This window comes from Schumannella luteola (genome assembly GCF_013408685.1).
GTDB classification, from domain to species: domain Bacteria; phylum Actinomycetota; class Actinomycetes; order Actinomycetales; family Microbacteriaceae; genus Schumannella; species Schumannella luteola.
The window spans coordinates 1220430-1241360 of record NZ_JACBZY010000001.1; the positions used below are offsets into that span (position 1 = coordinate 1220430).

Sequence of the window (20931 nt, forward strand, 5' to 3'; positions counted from 1 at the left end):
AGCCCGCTCAGGGGTGCAGCACCACCTTCACGCAGCCGTCGACCTTCTGCTTGAACACCTCGTACATCTCCGGACCCTCCTCGAGCGAGGCCTCGTGGGTGACGAGGTCGTCGATGCCGAGCGGGTCGTCGTCGCGCTCGACGAGCGGGAGGAGCTCGTCGCGCCAGCGGTGCACGTTGCACTGCCCCATGCGCAGCGTGAGCCCCTTGTCGAACATGCGCACCATCGGCAGCGGATCCTTCGCTCCGGCGTAGACGCCGCTGAGCGAGACGGTGCCGCCGCGCTGAACCGCGTCGATCGCGAGCTCGAGAGCGGCGAGGCGGTCGACGCCCGCGGTCTGCGCCACCACGCGGCCGACCGGCGCCGGCAGCACGGTCGAGGCGTTCTGCAGCAGAGAGGCGATCGGGTTGCCGTGCGCCTCCATGCCGACGGCGTCGAGCACCGCGTCCGGCCCGCGCCCGTTCGTGACCTTGCGCAGCTCGGCGGCGACCTCGCCCTCCCCGTCGTAGACCTCGGCGCCGTGCTTCTCGGCCATCGCGCGGCGCTCGGGCACCGGGTCGACGCCGAGCACGCGGTAGCCCAGGTGCCGGCCGATCCGCACCGCCAGCTGGCCGACCGGGCCGAGCCCGACGACGGCGAGCGTGCCGCCCTCGGGCACATCCGCGTACTGCACCCCCTGCCAGGCGGTGGGCAGGATGTCGCTGAGGAAGAGGTAGCGCTCATCCGGCAGATCGCCGCCGACCTTGATCAGGTTGAAGTCGGCGCGGTGCACGCGCAGTGCTTCGGCCTGGCCGCCGGGGATCGAGCCGTAGAGGCGGGTGTAACCGTAGAGCGCGGCGCCGGAGTCGGTGTCGCGCTGCTGTGTGGTCTCGCACTGCGAACTGCGGCCGTGACGGCACATGAAGCACTCGCCGCAGGCGATCACGAAGGGCACGACGACACGGTCGCCGGGTTTGATGCGCGTGACGGACGCGCCGACTTCCTCGACGACGCCCATCGGCTCGTGGCCCAGCACATCCCCCTTGTCGAGGAAGGGGCCGAGCACGTCGTAGAGGTGCAGGTCGCTGCCGCAGATCGCGGTCGAGGTGATGCGCACGATCGCATCGGTCGGCTCGACGATGCGCGGGTCGTCGACGGTCTCGACGCTGAGCTGTCGGTCGCTCTGCCAGGTGAGGGCTCTCATGCGGGCACGTTAGGCAGAACCCCGGCGGGGGTGAGGAGGGGGTCAGGCGGCGCTCAGAGGGTGTGGAGCCGACGTGCACGCTCGCTCGGCGCGACGTCGTGAGACCTGCGGTTTCCGCGCGCGCGGTCAGCGCCCGCTGTGCGTCGCCCGAGCCTGGGCGCTCCCGGCCGCGACCGGGCGTGCACTGGATGGCGAAGACCGATTCAGCGAATGGAGGCTTCATCATGAGCGATCCGAACGGCGACGACCCCGGCATCGACAGCCAGGGCGGGCTGAACCCCGATGTGGGTGACCCGGACTTCGACACGGCGCAGGCCGCGACGTCGGGCGGCACCGCCGGCCCGGCGAGCGACTCGATCGTCCCGCCCGAGGGGAATCCGCCGGATGGCAGCCCCGCGGGCGCGCCCGACGAGCCGGTCGAGCCGCCGACGCCTGGGCAGGAGCCGACCGATCCGGACGACGGCCCGCACCCGGATGATCCGCTGACCTCGCCGGTCAAACCGGTATGAGTCACGACGCGAGTCCGCGCACCGGGAGCGATCCGGTGGCGGCCGCGGCCGGTGCGGGGCGGACGTGACCGCCGCGAGGCGCATCCAGCTCCCTTCTGGACGCTGGGCCGGCGTCAGCGGGCTCGGTGACCCGATCGCGCGGCGCCTCCTGATCGCGTGTCACCCTCTCGGCATCGCGAGCGGCTTCGATCCCGACCCGATGCTGACGTCCCACTGGGGCGTGCACATCCTGGCGTTCGACCGGCCCGGGTACGGCGCATCCGACCCGTGGCGTGAGGGCGAGCAGCCGAGCGTGACGGCGTGGGCCGACGACATCGCCGGCGCGGTGCTGCACGACCTCGACGAGGCCGAGCGGAACGCCTCCGCATCGGTCGCGAAGCAGATCGGCATCCTGGGCTGGGGCGGAGGCGGGGCGTATGCGCTGGCTCTGGCGTCGCGGCTCGGCGAGCGGGCGGATCGCCTTGCGCTCGTCGGCACCCGGCGCCCGCGCGCCCTGAGTCGACTCGCTCTGAGTGAGACCATCGAGCCCGAGGTCGACCTCGTCGAGGAGCCGCTGGCGGTGCGGCGACTGGGACATGTCGTCGAGGCGGGCGTCACGCAGGGAGATGCAGGCCGCATCGGCGACGCCCGCGCGCTCGTCTCCCACGCCTGGGCCGCGAGCCTGAATTCGATCGCCGCTGCCACGCTGCTCGTGCACCGGCGCGACGGAGCCGCCCTCGGGTCGGCCGACGCACGCTGGTACGAGCGGCATCTGCGTCGAGCGGCGTCCGTGCTCTCGGCCTCGCCGCAGCCGATCGTCGACCACTGGCACCGGCTGCTCGACCATCTGGCTCCGGAGCACGGCGAGGTGCCGGAGGCGCTGCGCTGAGTCCACGTGAACTGCCGTCGGGGCCGCCCGCGGCGACGAACGCAACCGATACGACGAACCTCGACGAACTGAGAGGAACAGTGCGATGAAGGATTATCCGCCACGAGAGCAGAACGTGCCGATCATGGATGGCGCCGCCGACGCGACGCCCGCCGAGAAGCGCGAGGGGCTCCACGATCAGACCGCGTACGACCACCCCGGCGATCCGCGCGGCGCCGAGCAGGACCAGGCGCTTCGCGAGCACGAGGCCGGCCTCGATGCCGGAATCGGCGCCGGCGAGGATGAGGAGTCCGGCATCGGCGAGCAGCGCGCCGATGAGGGCGATGCCGCCATCCGATCGTCCGCCGAAGTCGAATCCGACCCCGACTCCGCGACCTGAGCTATCGCACGACCGCGCGGTCGACCGGACACCTGGAGGCCGGCCCTAGCGGATCAGCTGCCGCCCGGCTCGCGATCCGCTCGCGCGACGTCCTCGCCGCTCTCCGCGGTAGCCGCGTCGTGGCCCTGCATGTCCTGCCCGTAGAGCTGCGGCAGCGGCGGGTTGGGCTCCGTGTTCTGCTCCTCCCTCGGGCCGGATGCGACGGTGCTGTCGTCCTCGTCGCGTTCCGCGGTCTCGCCGGGCTCAGGTGCCGGGTTCTCGTTCGGGTCGCTCATCGCGCTCTCCGTTCTCGTGTCGCTCTCGTGTGCGTGATCGCGACGCTAGACGCCGCCCGCCATGGCCGGTCCGGTCTCGGATGTGCCGCCGAGGTGCCGCTCGCGCCGCGCCCAGGTGCGCGTCGCGTGCGTGTCGGCTGGGCGCCCGCGCAACGTCGTCCGGCGCCGCGACGCCGCCTTCCTAGCGTCGGGGCATGCGCATCGTCATCACCGGAGCATCCGGCAACCTCGGCACCGCGATCCTCCGCCGCCTCGCGGACGACGGCCACGAGCTGATCGGCGTCTCGCGTCGGGCGCCCGAGCCCGTCGGCCCCTACAGCGGCGTCGAGTGGCACGAGATCGACCTGGCGACGCCCGACGCCGATGGTCTGCTCGCCCCGCTGCTGGTAGGGGCGGATGCGCTGGTGCACCTGGCCTGGAAGCTCCAGCCGCAGCACGACGAGGCGGAGATGCACGCGACCAACGTCGATGGCGCTCGTCGCGTGTTCGACGCGGCCGCGGCCGCGCGGGTCGGCCAGCTCGTCGTGGTCTCGTCGGTCGGCGCGTACTCGCCCGGTTCGAAGACGCATCCGGCCGGCGAGGACTGGCCGACCGGCGGCATCCCGACCTCGTCGTACTCGCGGCACAAGTGCGCGGTCGAACGCCAGCTCGACCTCGTCGAACGCGACCATCCCGCGCTGCGCGTCGCCCGGGTGCGCCCCGCGCTCGTCTTCCAGCGCGACGCCGCCTCCGAGATCGGCCGGCTGTTCCTGGGCTCGATCCCGCCGAAGCTCGTCGGCCAGCTGCGCTCGCCGATCGTGCCGCTGCCGTCGGCGCTCACGCTGCAGGTGATCCACGCGGATGATCTGGCCGACGGCATCGCGCGGATCGTCCAGAAGCGCGTGACGGGCGCCTTCAATCTCGCCGGCGACCCCGGCATCCGACCGCGCGGCCTCGCGCGCCTCCTCGGCGGACGCTGGCTGCCGGTACCGGCGCGAGCGCTGCGCGCCCTCGTCGACGCGAGCTGGCGGGCGCGCATCCAGCCGACCGAGGCGGGCTGGCTCGACCTCGCGCTCGGCGTGCCGCTGATGTCGACCCGGCGAGCGCGCACCGAGCTCGGCTGGCGGCCGCGCGTCGATTCCCGTGACGCCCTGCGGGAGCTGCTCGACGGGATGCGCGACGAGGCAGGGGTGCCCGCCTCGGCGTCGCTGCAGCCGGCATCGCCGTCGTCGTCGTCGTTCAGCTCGGACCGCGCCGCGGAGCGCTGAACCCGCACCACGTTGATCGTGCTCGTGCATCGGCCTTCGCTTCTGACCCCGCACCGGGCGCCCGCCGACCGCGGGCTGGGAGCCGACCATCGGGCGGCGGCGCCGACGTAGCGTGCACGCATCCCGTCGGATCCGGCGGGGGAGATCCACTGGGAAGGAATCGCCATGAGCCTCGGAGACAAGGCGAAGCACGCCGCCGAAGAAGCCAAGGGCCACGTCAAGGAGGGCGTCGGCGACGCCACCGACGACAAGAAGCTGCAGGCCGAGGGCAAGGCCGAGCAGGCGTCGGCCAACGTGAAGCAGGCCGGCGACGACATCAAGGACGCCACGAAGCACTGACCACGACGCCGACGGAGCGCAGGGCCGGGGCGTTCGTGCCGCCGCCCGCGCCCCGTCGGCTCTGGGCTGAACTCGACGAAGGAGCCAGAAGATGGATGATCGTGACGATCCGCGCACGCGCGACAGCGCCGCGAGCGGCGACGACGAGCTCGAGTTGATCCACCAGGAGAAGGCGAGCGAGGCGTCTGAGCAGACCGATCCTGTCGATGATCCCGCCGCCGACAAGGGAGAAGGCGCGGATGTGACCGCCGTCGAGGCGACACCTGACGACTCCGTGTCGTGATGTCCGCCCGCCCCGCCGGGCGCGGGCGTGGTCGCGGCGTGGTGGCCCCCGGGTCGAGCACGGCGGCGATCCCAGCCGCACCTGCGGCCGATGCGGTCGGCGGATGCCGGTCGGCGCGGACCCTGACGCGCGCTGGTGCTCGGGTGCGTGCCGACGCGCGAAGCTGACCGCGCTCGACCGGGAGCTCGAGTCCCGGTTGCGCGAGCGCCTCGCCGCGCTGTCAGCGTCCGCGACGCTGTGTCCGTCGGAGATCGCCCGCCAGGTCGGCCCCGCCGACAGCTGGCGTGAGTTGATGGAGCATCGAGTGACTTGGACGCATCCTGGACACAATTTAGCGAGACCCGCGGTGCGGATCAGTGATCACGTAAGCTCGACTGGACTGATAATCCGGGATTTTCGCCCTCGATCATGAGGGTCTGTATTCGCACACGGCTCATAATCGTGGTGTCGCGGGTTCGAGTCCCGCCCTCGCTACCGCAAGGCCCTCGGTTCCGGTTCCCCGAACGAGGGCCTTTCAGCTTCGCTGGGGGCGTCGACGCGCCCCGGGTGGGTCAGGATGCTTCGCCGGCGCGGATGGACTCTGCGTAGCGCCAGATCGCGCTGACCGACTCATCGAAGTCCTCGGGCGTGATCGCGCCGCCGACGAACTGCAGCACGAGTCCGTCGATCGCGGCGAAGATCGCGCGCGCCGCGGCACGGTCGGCCCGAGAGGGCTGATCCCCGAAGACGCTGCGCTCGATCTCGGCCGTGTACCGCGCATACAGGTCGACGATCTGGGGGCGAAGCGACTCGTCGCGGCTCGCTTCGAGCACCATCTCGTACTGGTAGACGTGCAGGTCGAGCTCGTCGGCGAGGGTCGAGCGGAGTGCGTCGCGGTACTCCTGCTCGGAGTCGGCGAAAGCCGGCAGGTGCGAGTCGCGGAGCGCGGTCGAGACCGACCAGTCGAGGGCTCCGGCGGCCAGCGCGGGCAGAGATCCGAAATGGTGCGAGACGAGCGAGTTGTTGACGCCGGCCTCGTCGGCGACCTTGCGGAACGTCATGCCGTGGAGGCCGTGCTGGGCGACGACGCGGACGGCCGCCTCGAGCAGCATCTCGCGCCCGGTTCCGTACTTCGTCCGCGGCGCTGCCATGACCGAAGGCTACCTGCGCCTATTCGCGGGAGTTGACGATCCGTGCACTGATTTGGGCATATGCTTGATATCAATTTGGGCGAATGCTTGAATCACCGCACCCGACGATGAGCCGTTCGAAGGAGAACGCCCGTGACATCGACCCCGACGGAATCGGCCCCGGCCGAGACGACCACGGCGCTGAAGCGCAACAGCCTCGGCGTGGCGGGCATCGCGTTCTTCGTGATCGCCGCCGCCGCGCCCATGGCGGCATTCGTCGGCGCCGCTCCGGTCGTGTTCTCGATCGTCGGCGCCGGCGCGCCCCTGGTCTACGTGCTCGTCGCCGCGGTCATCGCGATCTTCGCCGTCGGCTACCTCAAGATGAGCCGCCACATCACGAACGCGGGCGGCTTCGTCGCGTTCATCGCCCGGGGGCTGGGATCGCGCGCCGCGACCGGCTCGGCCGGCATCGTCGTCGTCACCTACCTGGCGCTGCAGATCGGTCTCGTGTCGCAGTTCGGCGTCTTCGCTCAGCAGCTCGCCGCAGAGGCGGGTCTGAAGCTCCCGGTCTGGGTGTGGGTGTTCGCGGCCGTGATCCTCACGACCGTCCTGGTCATGCGCGGGGTGGATGTGAACATGCGCGTGCTCGGCGTGATCATCGCGCTCGAGGTGATCGTGATCGCGATCCTCGTCGTCGGCATCCTCGTCGCGTTCCCCGGTCAGGACCCGTCGCTGGTGAGCTTCAGCCCTGCCGTCGTCGCGAACCCGGGCATCGGCGTCGCCGGACTGTTCGTCTTCACCTGCTTCACGACCTTCGAGGCGACCACCGTGTTCGCCGAGGAGGCACGCAACCCCCGTCGCACCATCCCGATCGCCCTCTTCGTCGTGATCGGCTTCGTCGCCGTCTACTACACGGTCGCCACCTGGGCCGTGAGCTACGGACTCGGCGCCGCGAACGTGCAGAAGGCCTCCGCCGACAATCTGTCTGGCGTCATCTTCGACCTCGCCACGAAGGCCGTCGGGCCGTGGCTGTCGATCACGATGCAGATCCTGGTGCTCACCAGCTTCCTGGCGATGCTCATCGGCGTGCAGAACATGTTCGCCCGCTACTGCTTCGCGCTCGGCCGCGCCCGGGTGCTGCCGAAGGTGTTCGCTCACGTCTCCGCGCGCAACAAGGCGCCGTCTCGAGCCGCGATCATCGGCGCGGCCGTCGTCGCCGTCGTGCTCGCCGGGTTCTTCGCCGCCGGTGCCGACCCGATCGTGGTCATCTACGCCTGGTTCGTCGCGCTCGGCACGATCGGCTTCATCACGATGATGACGCTCGCCTCGGTCGGCATCCTCGCCTTCTTCGTCCGCGAACGGCTCGAGACGGGGTTCTGGAGCACCAAGTTCGCGCCCGGACTCGCGCTCATCCTCAACGTCGGCGTGCTCGTGATCGCGCTGAGCAACTTCAACGTGCTGCTCTTCGGCGACGGCACGATCGCCGCGGCGATGCTCGTGCTCATCCCGCTCGCCTTCGTCGCCGGCTTCATCATGCCGAGCTTCCGCAAGGACATCGATTTCGCGATCGTCGCGATCAGCTGACCGCCGCGTCGACATCCCCACCACCGCACCGAGAGGACTCAGCTCGATGAGCACCACCGACACCACCGCCCGCACCGGCGTCGACCAGCAGGTTCAGGAGCAGGGCTTCGTCGCCCAGCAGGACTGGCCCGACGTCTCGGTCATGATGGACGGCTTCGGCGACCCGAGCCTGCCCGCCAGCGACGCCCTCGCCGACCGCACGCTCGACATCGTCTACGACAACGGGTGGACGATCCGCCACGACTTCGTCACGGCGGCCGAACTCACCTGGACGGTCATCGCCGGTGATGCCATCGGCGCGACCGGAACGCACCCGTACCGCGCTGTCGAGGCTCGGGAGAACCTGTTCCTCGTCGACTTCCTCAAGGGCGACGGGATCGAGACCCACGCGGTCACGATGGTCGTCGATGTCACCGACGGCCGCGTCACCACCGCCGACAGCAGCATCTACCAGGGCGAGACCGAGGGCCGCACGGCGACCGAGTTCCTGCACGGCCGCATCGACGGCATCGGGTCGGGCGCGATCGAGCCGCGTCAGCGCAGCGAGGCCCTCGTCGGCAAGCGCATCTACTACCGCTACAGCCCGACGGAGCGCTACGAGCACATCTACCTCAACGGCGGCACCTTCGTCTGGCACTGCATCTCCGGCGGAGAGCGCGGCCTCGCCGACGTCGACGAGACCCGCACCTACGAGCTCGCCGACGACATCGTCATCTTCTCCTGGAAGGAGAGCGTGATGCCGGTCGAGAGCTTCCTCGTCGTCGACCTGCGCGAGAAGCGCTCCATCGGGCGGATGTTCTGCTGGGAGAACCCGACCCAGAGCGTCGTGCACATCCCCTTCGACAGTCGCTTCACGATCCTCAACGAGACCACCTACCCCAACGACTGAGCGCCCGGCATCAGCCGCACCGCACCGCACCAGGGAGACGACGATGTCCGACCACGCATCCATCAGCTTCGGCACCCTCGACCGCAGCAAGGCCGAGCCCTTCGAGGTCGGCACGGTCCAGTGGATCCGACGCCCCGGCGACGGAGATCGCGCCGACCTCTCATCCGGGTTCTGGTTCATCAGCCCCGACGAGACGCCCGGCGCGATGCGCGTCGTCGGCCACGCCGACGAGACCGTCTACATCCTCGAAGGTCACCTGCGCGTCGAACCCGAAGGCGGCGAGGCATTCGAGCTCACCGCCGGATCGGTCGCGACGTTCGACAAGGGCGTCCCGGCGCTCTGGACCGTGCTCGCCCCCACGGTCGAGTTCTTCGTCTACTCCTGAGCCCGATCGTGACCTCTCGCTACGACGCCATCGTCATCGGCGCCGGCTTCGCCGGACTCACCGCCGCCCGCGAGCTCAGCGCCGCAGGCCGCCGAGTGCTCGTCCTCGAAGCTCGCGACCGGACCGGCGGACGCACCTGGACCGAGCGCCGTCTCGGCCACGACCTCGAGCTCGGCGGCACCTGGGTGCACTGGACCCAGCCCTTCGTCTGGGCGGAGCTGCGCCGGTACGGGATCGGCGTCGTCCCGAGCCCCATCCCGCTCGAGGCGTGGTGGTGGAACGGATCCGAGACCGTCGCCGGCACCCCGGACGAGCTGCTCGATCTGCTCGACGAGCCGAATCGGCTGCTCGGCGCCGAGTCCCGCGAGGTGTTCCCGCTCCCGTACTCGCCGATGAGCTCGCTCTACGCCGACGACCTCGATCACGTGCATCTCGTCGAGCGCATCGACCAGCTGCCGCTCGACGAGCAGCAGCGCACGCTGCTGCGCTCGTTCTGGACGCTCAACTTCAACGGCCGCCTCGATGACGCCGCCTTGACGCAGGCGCTGCGCTGGCTCGCTGCCGCCAACGGCGACTGGCGCATCATGTTCGAGACGTGCGCGACCTACAAGGTCGTGGGCGGCACGCGCGCCCTGATCGAGGCCATCGCCGCCGCATCGCCGGCCGAGATCCTCCTCGGGCGCGACGTCGTCGCGATCGACGAAGCCGGCGATGTCGCCGCCGTCACGACATCCGGCGGCGAGACCTTCGTCGCCTCCGACGTCGTCGTGACGACCCCGCTCCACGCGCTCGCCCGCATCCGGTTCACGCCGGAGCTCGCCCCGTCGGCCGAGCGGGCGATCGAGGTCGGGCAGCTCGGGCTCGGCACGAAGGTCTGGTTCTCGGTCGAGGGCGAGAGGCCGCACTTCGTCGCGTTCGGCGACGCCGACTGGCCGCTGAACTTCCTGCAGTCGGAGTACCACGTCGACGGGCGCACGATCGTGATCGGCTTCGGCCCCGACTCGACCGCGCTCGACGGCGCGGACGTCGCCGCTGTCCAGGCGGCGGTGGATCGCCTCGTCCCCGGTCTCCGGGTCGTCGAGACCACGCTGCATGACTGGGTCGCAGACCCGCACTCCGGGGAGACCTGGCCGATGCACCGTGTGGGCTACCTGTCGACCGGGCTGCCGGCACTGCAGTCGGGCACAGCCCGCATCCACTTCGCCGGGTCCGACGTCGCCGACGGCTGGGGCGGCTTCATCGACGGCGCGATCGAGAGCGGGATGACGGCGGCGCGCCGCATCCTCGACGTCCCCGCCGTCGCGGCCGACTGACACGCGGTTATCGCCGTGAGGTTCGAGCGAGCGGCTTCTCGATCGTCGTCCGGAGCCAGCTGGCGGGGCGCGTCCTGTTCCTGTTCCGGGCTTCTTCGGAGAGCAGCAGTGGAACAGGCCGTCGTCGCTGTCGCCGGGATCCTCGCGACCTTCGAAGTGGGTGCTCGGCAGTTCAGCCCGTCCGGATCGCGCGGCCAGGACTGGGTAGCGTGAATGGGTGTCTGTTGGCTTCCTCGTCGGTTCAGGGGAGCGGAGAGGGAGCGATGGGTTCTGGATTCTCGGCGGGAGCGATCTCGGTCACGGCGACGAACGGTGAGGTGTGGATGCTGAACATCTGCGCGATCTGCGGTGCGTCGGTCATCGAGGCGGAGGGCGCCGGTCTCGCGTTCCATCAGCGCTGGCACCGCACCACCGGCTCCGGCAACTGGCATGACTCGGTGACCGGCCGCATCCTCAGGGTCGAGTAGCCGGCTCGACGCAGCCGGCGACCGGGCTCCTCCCCTACTTCACCCCGCGGATCGGCAGCACCGCGAGCCCGCCGAGCACGCCGCAGACGATCGCCGCGATGAACAGCGCCGTGTAGTTCTCGCCCCCGCCGCCGATGGCGAGCAGCGGGATGGCGAGCACCGGCACGAGCACCTGCGGCACCTGGTACGACAGCGAGACGATGCCGAGATCCTTGCCCGCCTCGGTGAAGGTGGGCAGCACCTCGGTCATCATCGCGATGTCGACCGAGACGAACGCGCCCTGGGCGGCGCCGACGAGCGTGAGGGCGATCAGCAGCGTGGTCAGGTCGGGCGCGAACACGGCGACGGTGAGACCCGCCGCCGAGAGCAGCGCCGACACCCACACGATCGCCTTGCGGCGCCCGGTGCGGTCGGAGAGCCAGCCGAACAGGATGGTCGTGACGATGCTCGCCGCCGTGAAGCAGACGATGCCGGTCGCGAAGGTGCCCGACGCCTGCTCCTTGGGCACGCCCATCCGGTCGATGATGTAGAAGAGCAGGTAGGTCGTGACCGTGAAGATCGACATCGTCACGAGCAGACGGCACGCCCACGCCCAGAAGAAGTTGCGGTAGCGCACCGGGTTCAGCCAGTACGTCGAGAGCACGTCGCGCCAGCTCCACGGCGCGGGGCGCTCGGTGCGCACGATGTCGCGCAGGCCGAAGAAGAGCAGCCCGCTGAGCACGGCGCCGATCACGCCCGGCACGATGAACCAGCTCCACTGCGCGTCGTTCGGCAGGGCGGCGATCATGAGGGCGCCGATGATGAGCGCGAGCGCGTTCGCGGCGCTCGCCGCGGCCGAGACGCGGGCCCGGATGCGCATCGGGATCTGGTCGGCCAGCAGCGCATGCACGGCGGCGTTGGTGGCGCCGAAGCCGGCCTGCACGATGGCCCATCCGATGATCACCTGCCAGAGCGTCGACGAGAACGCGAGCACGCCGACGCCGACGAGTCCGGCGAGAGCGCCACCGAGGATCCAGGGCCGGCGCATGCCGAGCCGCGACATCGTGCGGTCGCTCAGCCGCCCGAACAGCGGAGTGATGACGATCACCACGACCCCGCCGACCGCGGCGACGATCGACAGGTTGACGCCCTTGGTCGCGTCGTCGAGGAACGCGAACACCTTCGGGATCGAGCCGCCGCCGATGATGCTCAGCGCCAGGCTCAGCCCGAACCAGGCGAGCACGAAGAAGGGCAGGAAGACCCGCGGCTGCGGCGAGCCGGGGATCGCGTCGGGGCTGACGTCGCCGGGAGCGGCGGCGGGTGCTGGGGAGTCGCCGGCGGTTCCGTGGGCGCTGGCGGGGTCGAGCGGGTCGAGCATCGTGGGGGACATCGTCGTCTCCTGGTCGGTGTGATGGAACGCGGTGTGATGGAACGCGGGGTGGCGCGGCCGGGTTCAGCGGGCGCGACCGCGGGGGATGCGACCGGCCGCGGGTCGCATCCCTGTGCGGTGAGTGCGCTCAGCGCACGCGGTACGCCGCGGCGAGCCGCTGCGAGTGCTCGCGCTGGAACTCGACCGCCGCGGACGAGACGGCGGTCTGGCCGGGGCTGCCATGCAGGTGTCCGTCGCCGAAGTAGACCTCGACGTCGACACCCGCGGCGGTGAGCCGGTCGGCGTACTGGGTACCCGAGTCGCGCAGCGGGTCGTACTCGGCGACGAGGATGAGATGCGGCGGCAGTCCGGTCAGGTCGGCCACGTCGAGGGGCGCGATGTAGGCGTCGGCCGGACCGTCGGGCCCGGCATAGAGGTGGATGATGTGCTCGACCCCGTCGAGGCCGAAGCCGGTCGCGAAGTCGACGGCCGAGTCGCCCACCGGCGGCATCGCCGTCGGGGGCACCTCGAGCGTCACGTGCAGCAGCTCGAGCCCGGCGTCGCGGGCATGCAGCGCGGTGCTCGCGGCGATCGCGGCGCCGGCCGAATTGCCGCCGATTCCGAGACGCGCGGGGTCGACGCCGAGCCGCTCCGCGTCGGCGATCAGCGCCTCGAGCGCGCCCAGCGCATCCGTCACCTGGGCCGGGTAGTGGGCCTCGGGGGCGAGACGGTACTCGAGCGAGACGATCTGCACGCCGCTGTCGAGGGCGCGCCGGGCGCTGAGCCGGTCGTTGAGCACCTCATCGATCGTGCCCGCGAAGAAGCCGCCGCCGTGCAGCCACAGTTGGGTCGGCATCGGGCCCTCGACTCCGGCGGGGCGGTAGCGGCGCGCGGGGCGCCCGCCGAGCACGAGGTCGTCGAGCTCGACGCCGTCGGGGATCGGCAGGGTGCAGTCGACGGCGAGCAGGTCGGAGAGCTCGCGGGCGGCGATGCGCTGCACGGCCGGATCGGCGCTGGTCAGGTCGGGCAGGGTCGGCGCGAGCGCTTCGATGCGGTCGATCCAGGCGCGGATGCCGGGCTCGAAGTCGATGTCGGCAATGTTCACAGGGCTGCTCCGATCTGCGGATACACGACGGGGTCGTCGTGCAGGGTGCGCAAGGTGGCGACGATGTCGCGGTGCTGGTGGTCGGACATCGGCACCGCGTGGCGGTAGCCGGCCGATCCGTGGTTCTGGCCGATCATGCGCACGCACGAGACGGGCACGCCGGCCTCGCTGAGGGCGCGGGCGTAGGCCTCGCCGTCGCCGCGCAGGGCGTCGAGCTCGGCCGTGTAGATGACCGCGGGCGGCAGGCCGGCGAACGACTCCGCGCGCAGCGGCGAGGCGTAGGGGTTGCGGCGCAGAGCGCGATCGCGGCCGAGGTACTGGGTCACGAGAGTGCGGGCGAGCTGCCAGAACACGAGCTTCGGGATGCCGGGCTGGCTCTTCAGGTGCGCGCCGGTCAGGTCGAGCAGCGGCACCTCGAGCAGCTGCAGGCGCACTGGCCGGTTCGCGCGGTCGCGGTTCATGAGCAGCGTGGCCGCGGCGAGGTTGCCGCCGGCCGATCCGCCGCCGATCGCGAGGCGCTCGGGATCGCCACCGAGCTCGCGGGCGTGTTCGGCAGCCCACTCGAAGACCGTCCAGCACTGCTCGGCCTGCGTCGGGAACTTCCGCTCCGGTGCGTGCGAGTACTCGCCGGCGATCACGATCACGCCGGCGTCGCGGGCCCGCTCGCGGAACGACGCATCCCACCACACCCAGTCGATTCCGGCGATCTCGAATCCGCCGCCGAAGAAGTACACGAGGATCGGCAGCCCGGCCGCGCCGTCGGCAGTCGCGGCGGGGCGCTCGGTGGTCGGCCAGTAGACGCGCAGACGCGCATCCGGATGCCCGGCGACGGAGAGCGTGTGCTCCTCGGTCGCGAGGTCGACGGGGCCGATGCCGAGCTCGGCGCACATGATCGGGTCGAAGGCCTCGGCGTTCGCACGGCGCTGCTGCGCGGTCTTCCCCGGGGCGGGGGCTCGCGGCTTCAGCCGCTCGTCGACCGCGCGGGCGAAGGCGTCGAGGCGGGGCTTCGTGAACGACATCGATGTCGCCTCCTTCTTGCTGATGAAGACAGCGTCGTCGCGGCGGTCGAGAACACGGCTGTCGGCTCGTGGATGCGCTGTCCCAACATCCTGGGCGGATCGAAGAGCTTCGATGAAGTACTTTTTTCGGCATGTCGAAGGTGACGATCTACACGGTCGCCGAGCGCGCCGGCGTGAGCATCTCGACGGTGTCGCTCGCGATCAACGCGCCGCACCGGGTGAGCGAGCGCACGCGGGCGCGCGTCGTGGCAGCTGCGGGGGCGCTCGGGTACCGCGCGTCCGGGGCCGCTTCGCACGCGAACGCCGGCACCCGCATCGCGGTCGCGGCACCGTTCAGCACCTACTCGAGCTACTTCCGCCGGTTCTCGGGGATGCTCGTGCGCGCTCGGCAGGCGTCCATCGAGCTCATCGCCCACGACCTCGAGTCGGCGAACGAGGTCGACGCGCCGCTGCTGGATGCGCTGCCCGCGCGCCGGGGGATCGACGGGCTGATCGTGATGGGCGTGCCGCTCGGCAGCGCCGCCCTCCGCGCGAGTCGCGAGGCCGCGCTGCCGCTCGTGTTCATCGACATGCGCCGCGCCCGCCCGGTCGGCGACGACGTGCCGGTCGTGCTCGTCGACGACGAGCTCGGCGGCCGGCTGATCGGCGAGCACCTGCGCTCGCGCGGCCATGAGCGGGTCGTGTTCCTCGGCGAGATCCAGCGCTCGGAGGACTACATCTCGGCCGGCATGCTGCGCCGCCGGGGTCTGCTCGAGTCGGTGCAGGTGGTGGATGTGCGCTGCCCGCTCGGCACCGATCCGACACCCGCGCTGCTCGAGGTGCTGAGGGGCGGGGATGCGCCGACCGCCGTCGTCGCGAACCACGACGGGCTGGCGGCGCAGGCCTGGCGCGGTCTCGCCGCGGCCGGACGCTCGGTGCCCGACGACGTCGCGATCGTCGGCTACGACGACGGCCCGCTCGGCGCGGCCCTCGGGCTCACGACCGTGCGGCAGCCGCTCGAGGAGTCGGGCGCCGCCGCGCTTGACCTGATCCTCGGCGCGATCTCGGGCACCGGCGCGGCCGTGCGCAAGGTCGAGCTGACGCCGACGCTGGTGGTGCGGGCGAGCGGGTGAGTCGGGCGAGCAGGTGAGTCGGCACGCCGACGCGAGGTTGACGTTGTCAACCCGGAGGGTTAGGTTGACAATGTCAACCTGGAGGTATCGATGACGACTGTTCTGATCACCGGCGGGCATTCGGGCATCGGGCTCGCCGCCTCGCGCGAACTCGCCCGGGCGGGTGCTGACCTCGTGCTCGCCGGGCGGAGCCCCGAGCGCATGCAGCAGGTCGCCGATGAGCTGACCGCCGACCACGGCGTCACGGTCGCGCTGCTGCGCCTCGACACGTCGTCGCTCGCCTCGGTACGCGAGGCCGCCGCCGAGCTGGGGCGCTGGCGCGAGACCGGCGCGATCGCCGAGCTCGACGCCGTGCTGTGCAATGCCGGCGGACGCTACGACGGCGAGGTCGGCTACAGCACCGAGGGCTACGAATTGACCTTCGCCACGAACCACCTCGGCAACGTGCTGCTCGTCGATCTGCTCCGTCCGCACCTCAGCGCAATGGCCCGCGTCATCGTCACGGCCAGCGGAACCCACGATCCCGAGTCGGTCGACGGCCGGCTGGTCGGCGCCGCCGTCGAGCCCGATGCGGCCGTGCTCGCGCACATCGGCCGCGACGGCGCGGCGCCGCTCAGCGCCGGGAAGCGGTACTCGACGTCGAAGATGTGCGCCGTGATGTACATCTACGAGCTCGATCGGCGTCTGCGCGCCGAGGGGAGCGACGTGCACGCGATCGCCTTCGATCCCGGCCAGGTGCCGGAGACGGGCTTCCTGCGCGACATGCCGCGGATCGTCCAGCGGGTCGCGACGACATCCCTGTTCGGCTGGATCTCGAAGCGCATCGGCGGCGTCGTCTCCGACGTCGGGTTCTCGGGCGGATCGCTCGCCCGACTCGCGATCGCGCCCGGGTACGCCGATCGCACGGGCGAGTACTTCCAGGCGAACGACGGCGTGCTGTCGGCGGTGCGCTCGGCGACGCTGACCTACGACCGTCGCCGTGCGGCGAAGCTCTGGGACGACTCGGTCGATCTCATCGAGCAGGCCGTCCCCGGCGCGATGGCCCCGACGCGATGAGCGAGGCCCCGATGAGCACTGGCGCGTCGACCACCGCCGACCGGATCGTCGACGCCGCGGCACGACTGCTCGACGAGGGCGGTCAGGCGGCCGTCACCCTGCGGGCCGTCGCGACCGCCACCGACCTCTCGCACAATGCGCCCTACAAGCACTTCGGGGGTCGCGACGACCTCCTCGGCGCGGTCGCGACCCGCGACCTGATCCAGCTCGCCGAGCAGTGGCGGGCGGTGCGCGGCGGCTCGGCCGTCGGCCGGGACCGGATTCTCGACGCGGTCGACGTGATCGTCGAGTTCGCTCGCGACCACCCGGCGCGCTACCGCCTGCTCTTCGGTGCGCCGGATCCCGTCACTCAGGGCGAGGGCCTCGACGCGGCTGCCGAGACCGCGCTCCAGGCGTTCGTCGACATCGTCGTCGACGGCCAGCGCGAGGGATCCCTGCCCGCGTCGCCGAGTGACAACCTCGGGATCATGCTCTTCGCGACCGTCCACGGTCTGATCGGCGCCGACGCCGGCGGCCGCCTGCGCTCGCGCACCGGATGGGCCGACATCCGCGCCGGCATGGACTTCGTCATCGGGTTGCTGCGCGACCGAGAGTCGAGCTAGGCCTCCGCGCGGGTGGGACGCCGGCTGTCAGATCGCAGTGCTGTCAGATCGCAGTGCCGCCGCCGGCGTCGACGACGCTCCCCGTGATCCATCGCGCATCCGGTGATGCGAGGAAGGCGATCACATCGGCGATGTCGTCGGCCTCGCCGATCCGTCCGAGCGCGGCGCGTGCGGCGACCGCGGATTCGGCCTCCACGCTGCCTCCGCTGAGCGCGTTCCAGGAGTCGGTCCGCACGGTGCCCGGACGGACGGCGTTGACGGTGATGCGGCGCGGTCCGAGCTCTTTCGCGAGCGCGAGGGTCACGTTCTCGAGCGCGGCCTTGCTGGCGGCGTAGGCGATCATCGGCGGGGTGGCGAGCCGGGCGGCGAGGCTCGACACGTTGACGATGCGCGCGCCGTCGTCGAGGCGGGCCAGCCCCTCGCGGATGAGGAACAGCGGGGCGCGGACGTTGGCGGCGAACACGCGGTCGAACTCGTCCTCGTCCAGTGCCGACAGCGGGGCGACACCGCCGACCGCGGCGTTGTTCACCAGCACATCGAGACGGCCGCCGAGGTCGTGGTCGGCGGCGGCCGCATCGAACGCCGCCCAGGCGCGTGCGGCATCGCCGCGGGCGCCGAACTCCGCCCGGAAGCCGACCGCTCGGCCGCCGGCCTCCTCCGCCAGTCGCGAGGTCTCCTCGGCGGCGGCCTGGTCGGCCGCGTAGGTGAATGCGACCCGGTAGCCGTCGGCGGCGAGGCGTCGTACCGCGGCCCGGCCGATCCCTCGACTTCCGCCGGTCACCAGCGCCGTCATGCCTGTCGTGCTGCGGGACATCATCCACCCCATATTCTTGGTCGGTCGTTCAAGAAAACCCTAACCTAACTTGAACGACCGTTCTACAATCGGCGCATGGAGTCGACGACACGGAAGCGCGGACGCCCGCCGCTGTTCGACCGCGGCGACGCGCTCGCCGCGGCGACGCGCCTCTTCCGGGCGCAGGGGTACGAGGCGACCTCGATCGGGCAGCTCACCGCGGCGATGGGGCTCCGGTCGGGGAGCCTGTATGCGGCGTTCGGCGACAAGAAGGCATTGTTCACCGAGGTCGTCGCGGTCTTCGAGTGCTCGCCCGTCGGCGGGTTCGTGCACGCCGCGCTCGAAGACGAGGCGACAGCCGTCGGGGCGGCGACCCGGATCCTGCGCGACGCCGCCGCTCTGTTCACGTCACCCGACGCCGGTGAGCGCAGTCTGACCTACGAAGCACGATCGGGCGCCGCGATCCGCGACGCCGAGGTCGCCCGGCTGATCCGGCAGCTTCGACAGGCGGACGTCGACGCCATGAGTCGGCGCTTCGCCCGAGCGCGCGACGAGGGAGAGCTTCCGGAGGATGCCGATCCGCAACTGCTCTCGGCGTTCGTCGCGACGATCCTCCACGGCCTCGCTGCCCGCGCCGCCGAGGGTGCGCCGACGACCGAACTGCTCGAGATGGTCGAGCTCGCCCTGAGTGGCTGGCCGGGGGGCTCGGCGCACTCCGTGCCGCGACGCGTCTGAGGCGAGGTCGGATGCTCGGCTCCGAGCGGGTGACGCGACGCGAGCAGCTGGGCGGGCTCGCGCGTCAGCGCTCGATCCGCGCCGCCAGTCCGTCGAGCACGATCTCGAGCTGCAGGGCGAAGCGCGGGCCGGCGTCGCCGACGCGCGCGCGTCCCGCGGCGGCCGTCGCCGGGGCGTCGTCGCCGAGGGCGGCATCCCGTGCCTCGATCGAATAGCGGTCGGGCCCCGACTGCGCGCGCTCCTGCTCTTCGATGACGAAGCCGACGACGAAGGCGGTCACGAGCTCGCCGGCCGTCGCGACCATCTCGATGGGGATGCCCGACGCCTCGGTCCAGCTGCGGATCCAGGGCTCCTGCGCCTTGAGGATCTCGGGATCGGTGATGCGCGTGCCGCCGAAGGCGCGGGCGCCGTCGCGGTGGGCGAGGTACTCGGCGCGCAGCACGTTCGCGTAGGTCGTCAGCCCCTCGCGCCAGCCGAGGTCGCCGCGCCCGCGCAGCGCGGTGACCACGCGGCGTTCGATCTCGGTGCCCATCTCGTCGAGCAGGGTCTGCTTGTCGCGGATGTGCCAGTAGAGCGCGGGCGCGCGCACCCCGAGCCGCTCGGCGACGGCGCGCACCGTCACGCCCTCGATGCCGGCCTCGTCGAGCCGGTCGAGGGCCGCCTGCACGATCGCCGCCTTGGTGATGCCCTTCGCCACGCTTGACAGCTTAACGATGTTAAGCGACGATCGGCTCGTCAATTGAACTTAGTTAAGGAGTCGATCATGCGCGCTGTCACCATCCCCGAAGCGGGCGCGGCGCCCGTCGCCGCCGAGTTCCCCGAGCCGCCGAACGGCGCCGCGCTGACGGCGTATGACCTCGTCGCGGCCGGCGTGCATCCCGTCGTGAAGTCGCGGGCATCCGGTGCGCACTACAGCGCTGGCGACGTGTACCCGATGGTTCCGGGAGTGGATGCGGTCGCGCGCCACGCCGAGGGCCGCCTCGTCTACACGGGCTGGACGCCCGAGCCGTGGGGCACCATGGCCGAGCGGCTCAGCGCTCCCTTCGGCGCTCCCCTCCCTGAGGGAGCCGATCCGCTCGCCGTCGCGGCCGGGATGAACCCGGCGATGTCGGGATGGCTGCCGCTCGCCGCCCGTGCTGAGGAGGTCGGCGCGCTCGGCACGGTGCTCGTGCTCGGCGCGACCGGCATGGCGGGAGGGCTCGCGGTGCAGGCCGCGCGGGCGCTGGGGGCCGAGCGCGTCGTCGCGGCGGGACGGTCGGCCGACGCCCTCGGCCGGCTGGCCGCCGAGGGAGCGGTGGTGGCGTCGCTCGAAGGCGCCGACGTCGACGACGGCCGAGCCGCGGCCGCGGATGCCCTCGCCGTCGCGCTCGACGGTCACGCGCCGTCGATCGTGCTCGACTTCCTCTGGGGTCCGGTGGCCGAGGCCGCGTTCGCGGCGCTCGCCCGCGCGAGCCGCGCCGACGACGCGGCCGACATCACCTATGTGCAGATCGGATCGATGGCCGGCGCCGATGCATCCGTGCCGTCGGCGCTGCTGCGCTCGCGGCGGCTGCGCATCTCGGGCAGCGGACTCGGATCCATCCGCCGTGAGCGGCTGGTCGCGACCCTGCCGCAGGTGATGGCGGCGATCGCCGACGGCGTGCTGACCCCGCAGGCCGTGCCCTTCGGCTTCGACGAGGTCGCCGCGGCGTGGGCCTACGACGGGCCGGGGCGCGCGGTCGTGGTGCCCGCCGCGTGATCCTCGAACTGCTCGAGGCGACGGGGCGGCTGCAGGAGCTCGGCGCGCTCGTCTACGTCGTGTACACGATCGTGCAGGAGCTGCGCTGGCGCCCGGTCGAGACCACGATCGAGTGGCGCGTGCCCGGCATCATCGGGCTCATCGGGCTCATCGGCCTGCTCAACACGGGTCTGCTGCCGCCGAGCGGCGTCGACCTCGGGCTTCTGGCGATCGCGGTGGTCGCCGCTCTCGGCTCCGGGGCGGCGGCCGGACTGCTGACCCGGCTGCGACCGCTCGCCCCGGCGACCCGCGCGAAGCTCGAGGCGCGACGGGTCCGCGGTGGCCGCTGGGCTCGAGCGAGCATCCCCGAGCACGAGGGCCGCACCGGATGGGTGGGCGTCGCTCTCTGGGTCGTCACGCTGGGCGTCCGCTACGGCATCGAGCTGGTTGGCGAGCACCTGGATGCGCGGATCGCCGAGACCACCGGGCTCGCCCTGCTGGTGGTCGCGCTCTACGAGCTCGGTCGCTCGGGCGCGATCGCCTGGAGAGCCGGACGCCGGGAGTCGCAGACGCCGTCGTCGTCACGCCCGTCGACGCCGCCACCGCTCTGAACT

Annotated in this window: 26 protein-coding genes; 18 read left to right on the plus strand and 8 right to left on the minus strand. The window is 71.6% G+C overall.

What is annotated here, in order from left to right; all coding sequences use genetic code 11:
- Window positions 1-7: 7 nt before the first annotated feature.
- A complete protein-coding gene (locus tag BJ979_RS05320) occupies window positions 8-1183 on the minus strand; it encodes an alcohol dehydrogenase catalytic domain-containing protein (protein WP_179565883.1) in 1176 nt (391 codons plus the stop codon).
- A gap of 188 nt (window positions 1184-1371) precedes the next feature.
- Here BJ979_RS05320 and BJ979_RS05325 point away from each other — a divergent pair, with 188 nt between their 5' ends.
- The 3 genes from BJ979_RS05325 to BJ979_RS05335 all read left to right on the plus strand — a co-directional run bounded on the left by BJ979_RS05325 (window position 1372) and on the right by BJ979_RS05335 (window position 2939).
- Window positions 1372-1692: a hypothetical protein gene (locus BJ979_RS05325; protein WP_179565885.1), complete on the plus strand. Its 321-nt coding sequence runs from the start codon at window positions 1372-1374 to the stop codon at window positions 1690-1692.
- A gap of 64 nt (window positions 1693-1756) precedes the next feature.
- Window positions 1757-2560: a hypothetical protein gene (locus BJ979_RS05330; RefSeq protein WP_179565887.1), complete on the plus strand. Its 804-nt coding sequence runs from the start codon at window positions 1757-1759 to the stop codon at window positions 2558-2560.
- An 85-nt stretch (window positions 2561-2645) separates the two neighbouring features.
- On the plus strand, window positions 2646-2939 hold the full coding sequence (locus BJ979_RS05335) for a hypothetical protein (RefSeq protein WP_179565889.1): 294 nt from the start codon (window positions 2646-2648) through the stop codon (window positions 2937-2939).
- Window positions 2940-2992: 53 nt separating this feature from the next.
- Here BJ979_RS05335 and BJ979_RS05340 read toward each other — a convergent pair whose 3' ends face one another.
- Window positions 2993-3214, minus strand: a complete 222-nt coding sequence (locus tag BJ979_RS05340; RefSeq protein WP_179565891.1) for a hypothetical protein — start codon at window positions 3212-3214, stop codon at window positions 2993-2995.
- A gap of 194 nt (window positions 3215-3408) precedes the next feature.
- Between BJ979_RS05340 and BJ979_RS05345 the strand changes: the two genes are divergently transcribed.
- The 4 genes from BJ979_RS05345 to BJ979_RS18250 all read left to right on the plus strand — a co-directional run bounded on the left by BJ979_RS05345 (window position 3409) and on the right by BJ979_RS18250 (window position 5495).
- The gene (locus tag BJ979_RS05345; protein ID WP_179565893.1) at window positions 3409-4461 is read left to right on the plus strand and encodes an NAD-dependent epimerase/dehydratase family protein; all 1053 of its coding nucleotides are present in this window, start codon (window positions 3409-3411) and stop codon (window positions 4459-4461) included.
- Between the two features lie 165 nt (window positions 4462-4626).
- A complete protein-coding gene (locus tag BJ979_RS05350) occupies window positions 4627-4800 on the plus strand; it encodes a CsbD family protein (RefSeq protein ID WP_179565895.1) in 174 nt (57 codons plus the stop codon).
- A gap of 91 nt (window positions 4801-4891) precedes the next feature.
- Window positions 4892-5083 (plus strand): hypothetical protein, encoded by a 192-nt coding sequence (locus tag BJ979_RS05355; protein WP_179565897.1) that lies wholly within the window; start codon window positions 4892-4894, stop codon window positions 5081-5083.
- Window positions 5084-5186: 103 nt separating this feature from the next.
- Entirely contained in the window at window positions 5187-5495 is a 309-nt protein-coding gene (locus tag BJ979_RS18250; RefSeq protein WP_179565899.1) for a DUF3253 domain-containing protein, read from the plus strand.
- Window positions 5496-5634: 139 nt separating this feature from the next.
- Here BJ979_RS18250 and BJ979_RS05365 read toward each other — a convergent pair whose 3' ends face one another.
- Window positions 5635-6213 (minus strand): TetR/AcrR family transcriptional regulator, encoded by a 579-nt coding sequence (locus tag BJ979_RS05365; protein ID WP_179565901.1) that lies wholly within the window; start codon window positions 6211-6213, stop codon window positions 5635-5637.
- Between the two features lie 132 nt (window positions 6214-6345).
- On the opposite strand from BJ979_RS05365, the gene BJ979_RS05370 reads away from it, so the two are divergent.
- From BJ979_RS05370 to BJ979_RS05390, 5 genes are all read left to right on the plus strand, one after another.
- Window positions 6346-7776 carry an APC family permease gene (locus BJ979_RS05370; protein WP_343046607.1) on the plus strand — a complete coding sequence of 477 codons (1431 nt, stop codon included), beginning with the start codon at window positions 6346-6348 and terminating at the stop codon, window positions 7774-7776.
- Between the two features lie 46 nt (window positions 7777-7822).
- The gene (locus BJ979_RS05375) at window positions 7823-8665 is read left to right on the plus strand and encodes a MoaF C-terminal domain-containing protein (RefSeq protein ID WP_179565903.1); all 843 of its coding nucleotides are present in this window, start codon (window positions 7823-7825) and stop codon (window positions 8663-8665) included.
- A gap of 43 nt (window positions 8666-8708) precedes the next feature.
- Entirely contained in the window at window positions 8709-9050 is a 342-nt protein-coding gene (locus BJ979_RS05380; protein ID WP_179565905.1) for a cupin domain-containing protein, read from the plus strand.
- A gap of 8 nt (window positions 9051-9058) precedes the next feature.
- Entirely contained in the window at window positions 9059-10363 is a 1305-nt protein-coding gene (locus BJ979_RS05385; RefSeq protein ID WP_179565907.1) for a flavin monoamine oxidase family protein, read from the plus strand.
- A gap of 263 nt (window positions 10364-10626) precedes the next feature.
- Complete coding sequence (locus tag BJ979_RS05390; RefSeq protein WP_179565909.1) at window positions 10627-10830, plus strand: histidine ammonia-lyase; 204 nt, start codon at window positions 10627-10629, stop codon at window positions 10828-10830.
- A gap of 34 nt (window positions 10831-10864) precedes the next feature.
- Here the strand turns inward: BJ979_RS05390 and BJ979_RS05395 are convergent, their stop codons facing one another.
- The 3 genes from BJ979_RS05395 to BJ979_RS05405 all read right to left on the minus strand — a co-directional run bounded on the left by BJ979_RS05395 (window position 10865) and on the right by BJ979_RS05405 (window position 14302).
- Window positions 10865-12199, minus strand: a complete 1335-nt coding sequence (locus tag BJ979_RS05395) for an MFS transporter (RefSeq protein WP_179565911.1) — start codon at window positions 12197-12199, stop codon at window positions 10865-10867.
- Window positions 12200-12326: 127 nt separating this feature from the next.
- Window positions 12327-13283, minus strand: a complete 957-nt coding sequence (locus tag BJ979_RS05400) for an alpha/beta hydrolase fold domain-containing protein (protein ID WP_179565913.1) — start codon at window positions 13281-13283, stop codon at window positions 12327-12329.
- Window positions 13280-14302, minus strand: coding sequence for an alpha/beta hydrolase (locus BJ979_RS05405; RefSeq protein WP_246286696.1), 1023 nt, complete (start codon window positions 14300-14302; stop codon window positions 13280-13282). The genes BJ979_RS05400 and BJ979_RS05405 overlap by 4 nt, the downstream gene beginning before the upstream one ends.
- Window positions 14303-14433: 131 nt before the next feature.
- Between BJ979_RS05405 and BJ979_RS05410 the strand changes: the two genes are divergently transcribed.
- The 3 genes from BJ979_RS05410 to BJ979_RS05420 all read left to right on the plus strand — a co-directional run bounded on the left by BJ979_RS05410 (window position 14434) and on the right by BJ979_RS05420 (window position 17072).
- On the plus strand, window positions 14434-15414 hold the full coding sequence (locus BJ979_RS05410) for a LacI family DNA-binding transcriptional regulator (RefSeq protein WP_179565915.1): 981 nt from the start codon (window positions 14434-14436) through the stop codon (window positions 15412-15414).
- Window positions 15415-15504: 90 nt separating this feature from the next.
- On the plus strand, window positions 15505-16470 hold the full coding sequence (locus BJ979_RS05415) for an SDR family NAD(P)-dependent oxidoreductase (RefSeq protein WP_179565918.1): 966 nt from the start codon (window positions 15505-15507) through the stop codon (window positions 16468-16470).
- A gap of 11 nt (window positions 16471-16481) precedes the next feature.
- Window positions 16482-17072 carry a TetR/AcrR family transcriptional regulator gene (locus tag BJ979_RS05420; protein WP_179565920.1) on the plus strand — a complete coding sequence of 197 codons (591 nt, stop codon included), beginning with the start codon at window positions 16482-16484 and terminating at the stop codon, window positions 17070-17072.
- 43 nt (window positions 17073-17115) lie between these two features.
- Here BJ979_RS05420 and BJ979_RS05425 read toward each other — a convergent pair whose 3' ends face one another.
- Window positions 17116-17889: an SDR family NAD(P)-dependent oxidoreductase gene (locus tag BJ979_RS05425; protein WP_179565922.1), complete on the minus strand. Its 774-nt coding sequence runs from the start codon at window positions 17887-17889 to the stop codon at window positions 17116-17118.
- A gap of 72 nt (window positions 17890-17961) precedes the next feature.
- Here BJ979_RS05425 and BJ979_RS05430 point away from each other — a divergent pair, with 72 nt between their 5' ends.
- Window positions 17962-18600 (plus strand): TetR/AcrR family transcriptional regulator, encoded by a 639-nt coding sequence (locus tag BJ979_RS05430; protein ID WP_179565924.1) that lies wholly within the window; start codon window positions 17962-17964, stop codon window positions 18598-18600.
- Between the two features lie 64 nt (window positions 18601-18664).
- Here BJ979_RS05430 and BJ979_RS05435 read toward each other — a convergent pair whose 3' ends face one another.
- Complete coding sequence (locus BJ979_RS05435) at window positions 18665-19297, minus strand: TetR/AcrR family transcriptional regulator C-terminal domain-containing protein (RefSeq protein ID WP_179565926.1); 633 nt, start codon at window positions 19295-19297, stop codon at window positions 18665-18667.
- A 66-nt stretch (window positions 19298-19363) separates the two neighbouring features.
- Between BJ979_RS05435 and BJ979_RS05440 the strand changes: the two genes are divergently transcribed.
- Window positions 19364-20338, plus strand: a complete 975-nt coding sequence (locus BJ979_RS05440; protein ID WP_179565928.1) for a zinc-binding alcohol dehydrogenase family protein — start codon at window positions 19364-19366, stop codon at window positions 20336-20338.
- Window positions 20335-20928 (plus strand): hypothetical protein, encoded by a 594-nt coding sequence (locus tag BJ979_RS05445; RefSeq protein ID WP_179565930.1) that lies wholly within the window; start codon window positions 20335-20337, stop codon window positions 20926-20928. Before BJ979_RS05440 ends, BJ979_RS05445 begins: the two co-directional genes overlap by 4 nt.
- Window positions 20929-20931: the final 3 nt, after the last annotated feature.

Coding starts and splice junctions, on each gene's coding strand:
- BJ979_RS05320 (WP_179565883.1), bottom strand. CDS start 1,183: ATGAGAGCCCTCACCTGGCAGAGCGACCGACAGCTCAGCGTCGAGACC.
- BJ979_RS05325 (WP_179565885.1), top strand. CDS start 1,372: ATGGCGAAGACCGATTCAGCGAATGGAGGCTTCATCATGAGCGATCCG.
- BJ979_RS05335 (WP_179565889.1), top strand. CDS start 2,646: ATGAAGGATTATCCGCCACGAGAGCAGAACGTGCCGATCATGGATGGC.
- BJ979_RS05340 (WP_179565891.1), bottom strand. CDS start 3,214: ATGAGCGACCCGAACGAGAACCCGGCACCTGAGCCCGGCGAGACCGCG.
- BJ979_RS05345 (WP_179565893.1), top strand. CDS start 3,409: ATGCGCATCGTCATCACCGGAGCATCCGGCAACCTCGGCACCGCGATC.
- BJ979_RS05350 (WP_179565895.1), top strand. CDS start 4,627: ATGAGCCTCGGAGACAAGGCGAAGCACGCCGCCGAAGAAGCCAAGGGC.
- BJ979_RS05355 (WP_179565897.1), top strand. CDS start 4,892: ATGGATGATCGTGACGATCCGCGCACGCGCGACAGCGCCGCGAGCGGC.
- BJ979_RS18250 (WP_179565899.1), top strand. CDS start 5,187: ATGCCGGTCGGCGCGGACCCTGACGCGCGCTGGTGCTCGGGTGCGTGC.
- BJ979_RS05365 (WP_179565901.1), bottom strand. CDS start 6,213: ATGGCAGCGCCGCGGACGAAGTACGGAACCGGGCGCGAGATGCTGCTC.
- BJ979_RS05375 (WP_179565903.1), top strand. CDS start 7,823: ATGAGCACCACCGACACCACCGCCCGCACCGGCGTCGACCAGCAGGTT.
- BJ979_RS05380 (WP_179565905.1), top strand. CDS start 8,709: ATGTCCGACCACGCATCCATCAGCTTCGGCACCCTCGACCGCAGCAAG.
- BJ979_RS05390 (WP_179565909.1), top strand. CDS start 10,627: ATGGGTTCTGGATTCTCGGCGGGAGCGATCTCGGTCACGGCGACGAAC.
- BJ979_RS05395 (WP_179565911.1), bottom strand. CDS start 12,199: ATGTCCCCCACGATGCTCGACCCGCTCGACCCCGCCAGCGCCCACGGA.
- BJ979_RS05405 (WP_246286696.1), bottom strand. CDS start 14,302: ATGTCGTTCACGAAGCCCCGCCTCGACGCCTTCGCCCGCGCGGTCGAC.
- BJ979_RS05410 (WP_179565915.1), top strand. CDS start 14,434: ATGTCGAAGGTGACGATCTACACGGTCGCCGAGCGCGCCGGCGTGAGC.
- BJ979_RS05415 (WP_179565918.1), top strand. CDS start 15,505: ATGACGACTGTTCTGATCACCGGCGGGCATTCGGGCATCGGGCTCGCC.
- BJ979_RS05420 (WP_179565920.1), top strand. CDS start 16,482: ATGAGCACTGGCGCGTCGACCACCGCCGACCGGATCGTCGACGCCGCG.
- BJ979_RS05425 (WP_179565922.1), bottom strand. CDS start 17,889: ATGATGTCCCGCAGCACGACAGGCATGACGGCGCTGGTGACCGGCGGA.
- BJ979_RS05430 (WP_179565924.1), top strand. CDS start 17,962: ATGGAGTCGACGACACGGAAGCGCGGACGCCCGCCGCTGTTCGACCGC.
- BJ979_RS05440 (WP_179565928.1), top strand. CDS start 19,364: ATGCGCGCTGTCACCATCCCCGAAGCGGGCGCGGCGCCCGTCGCCGCC.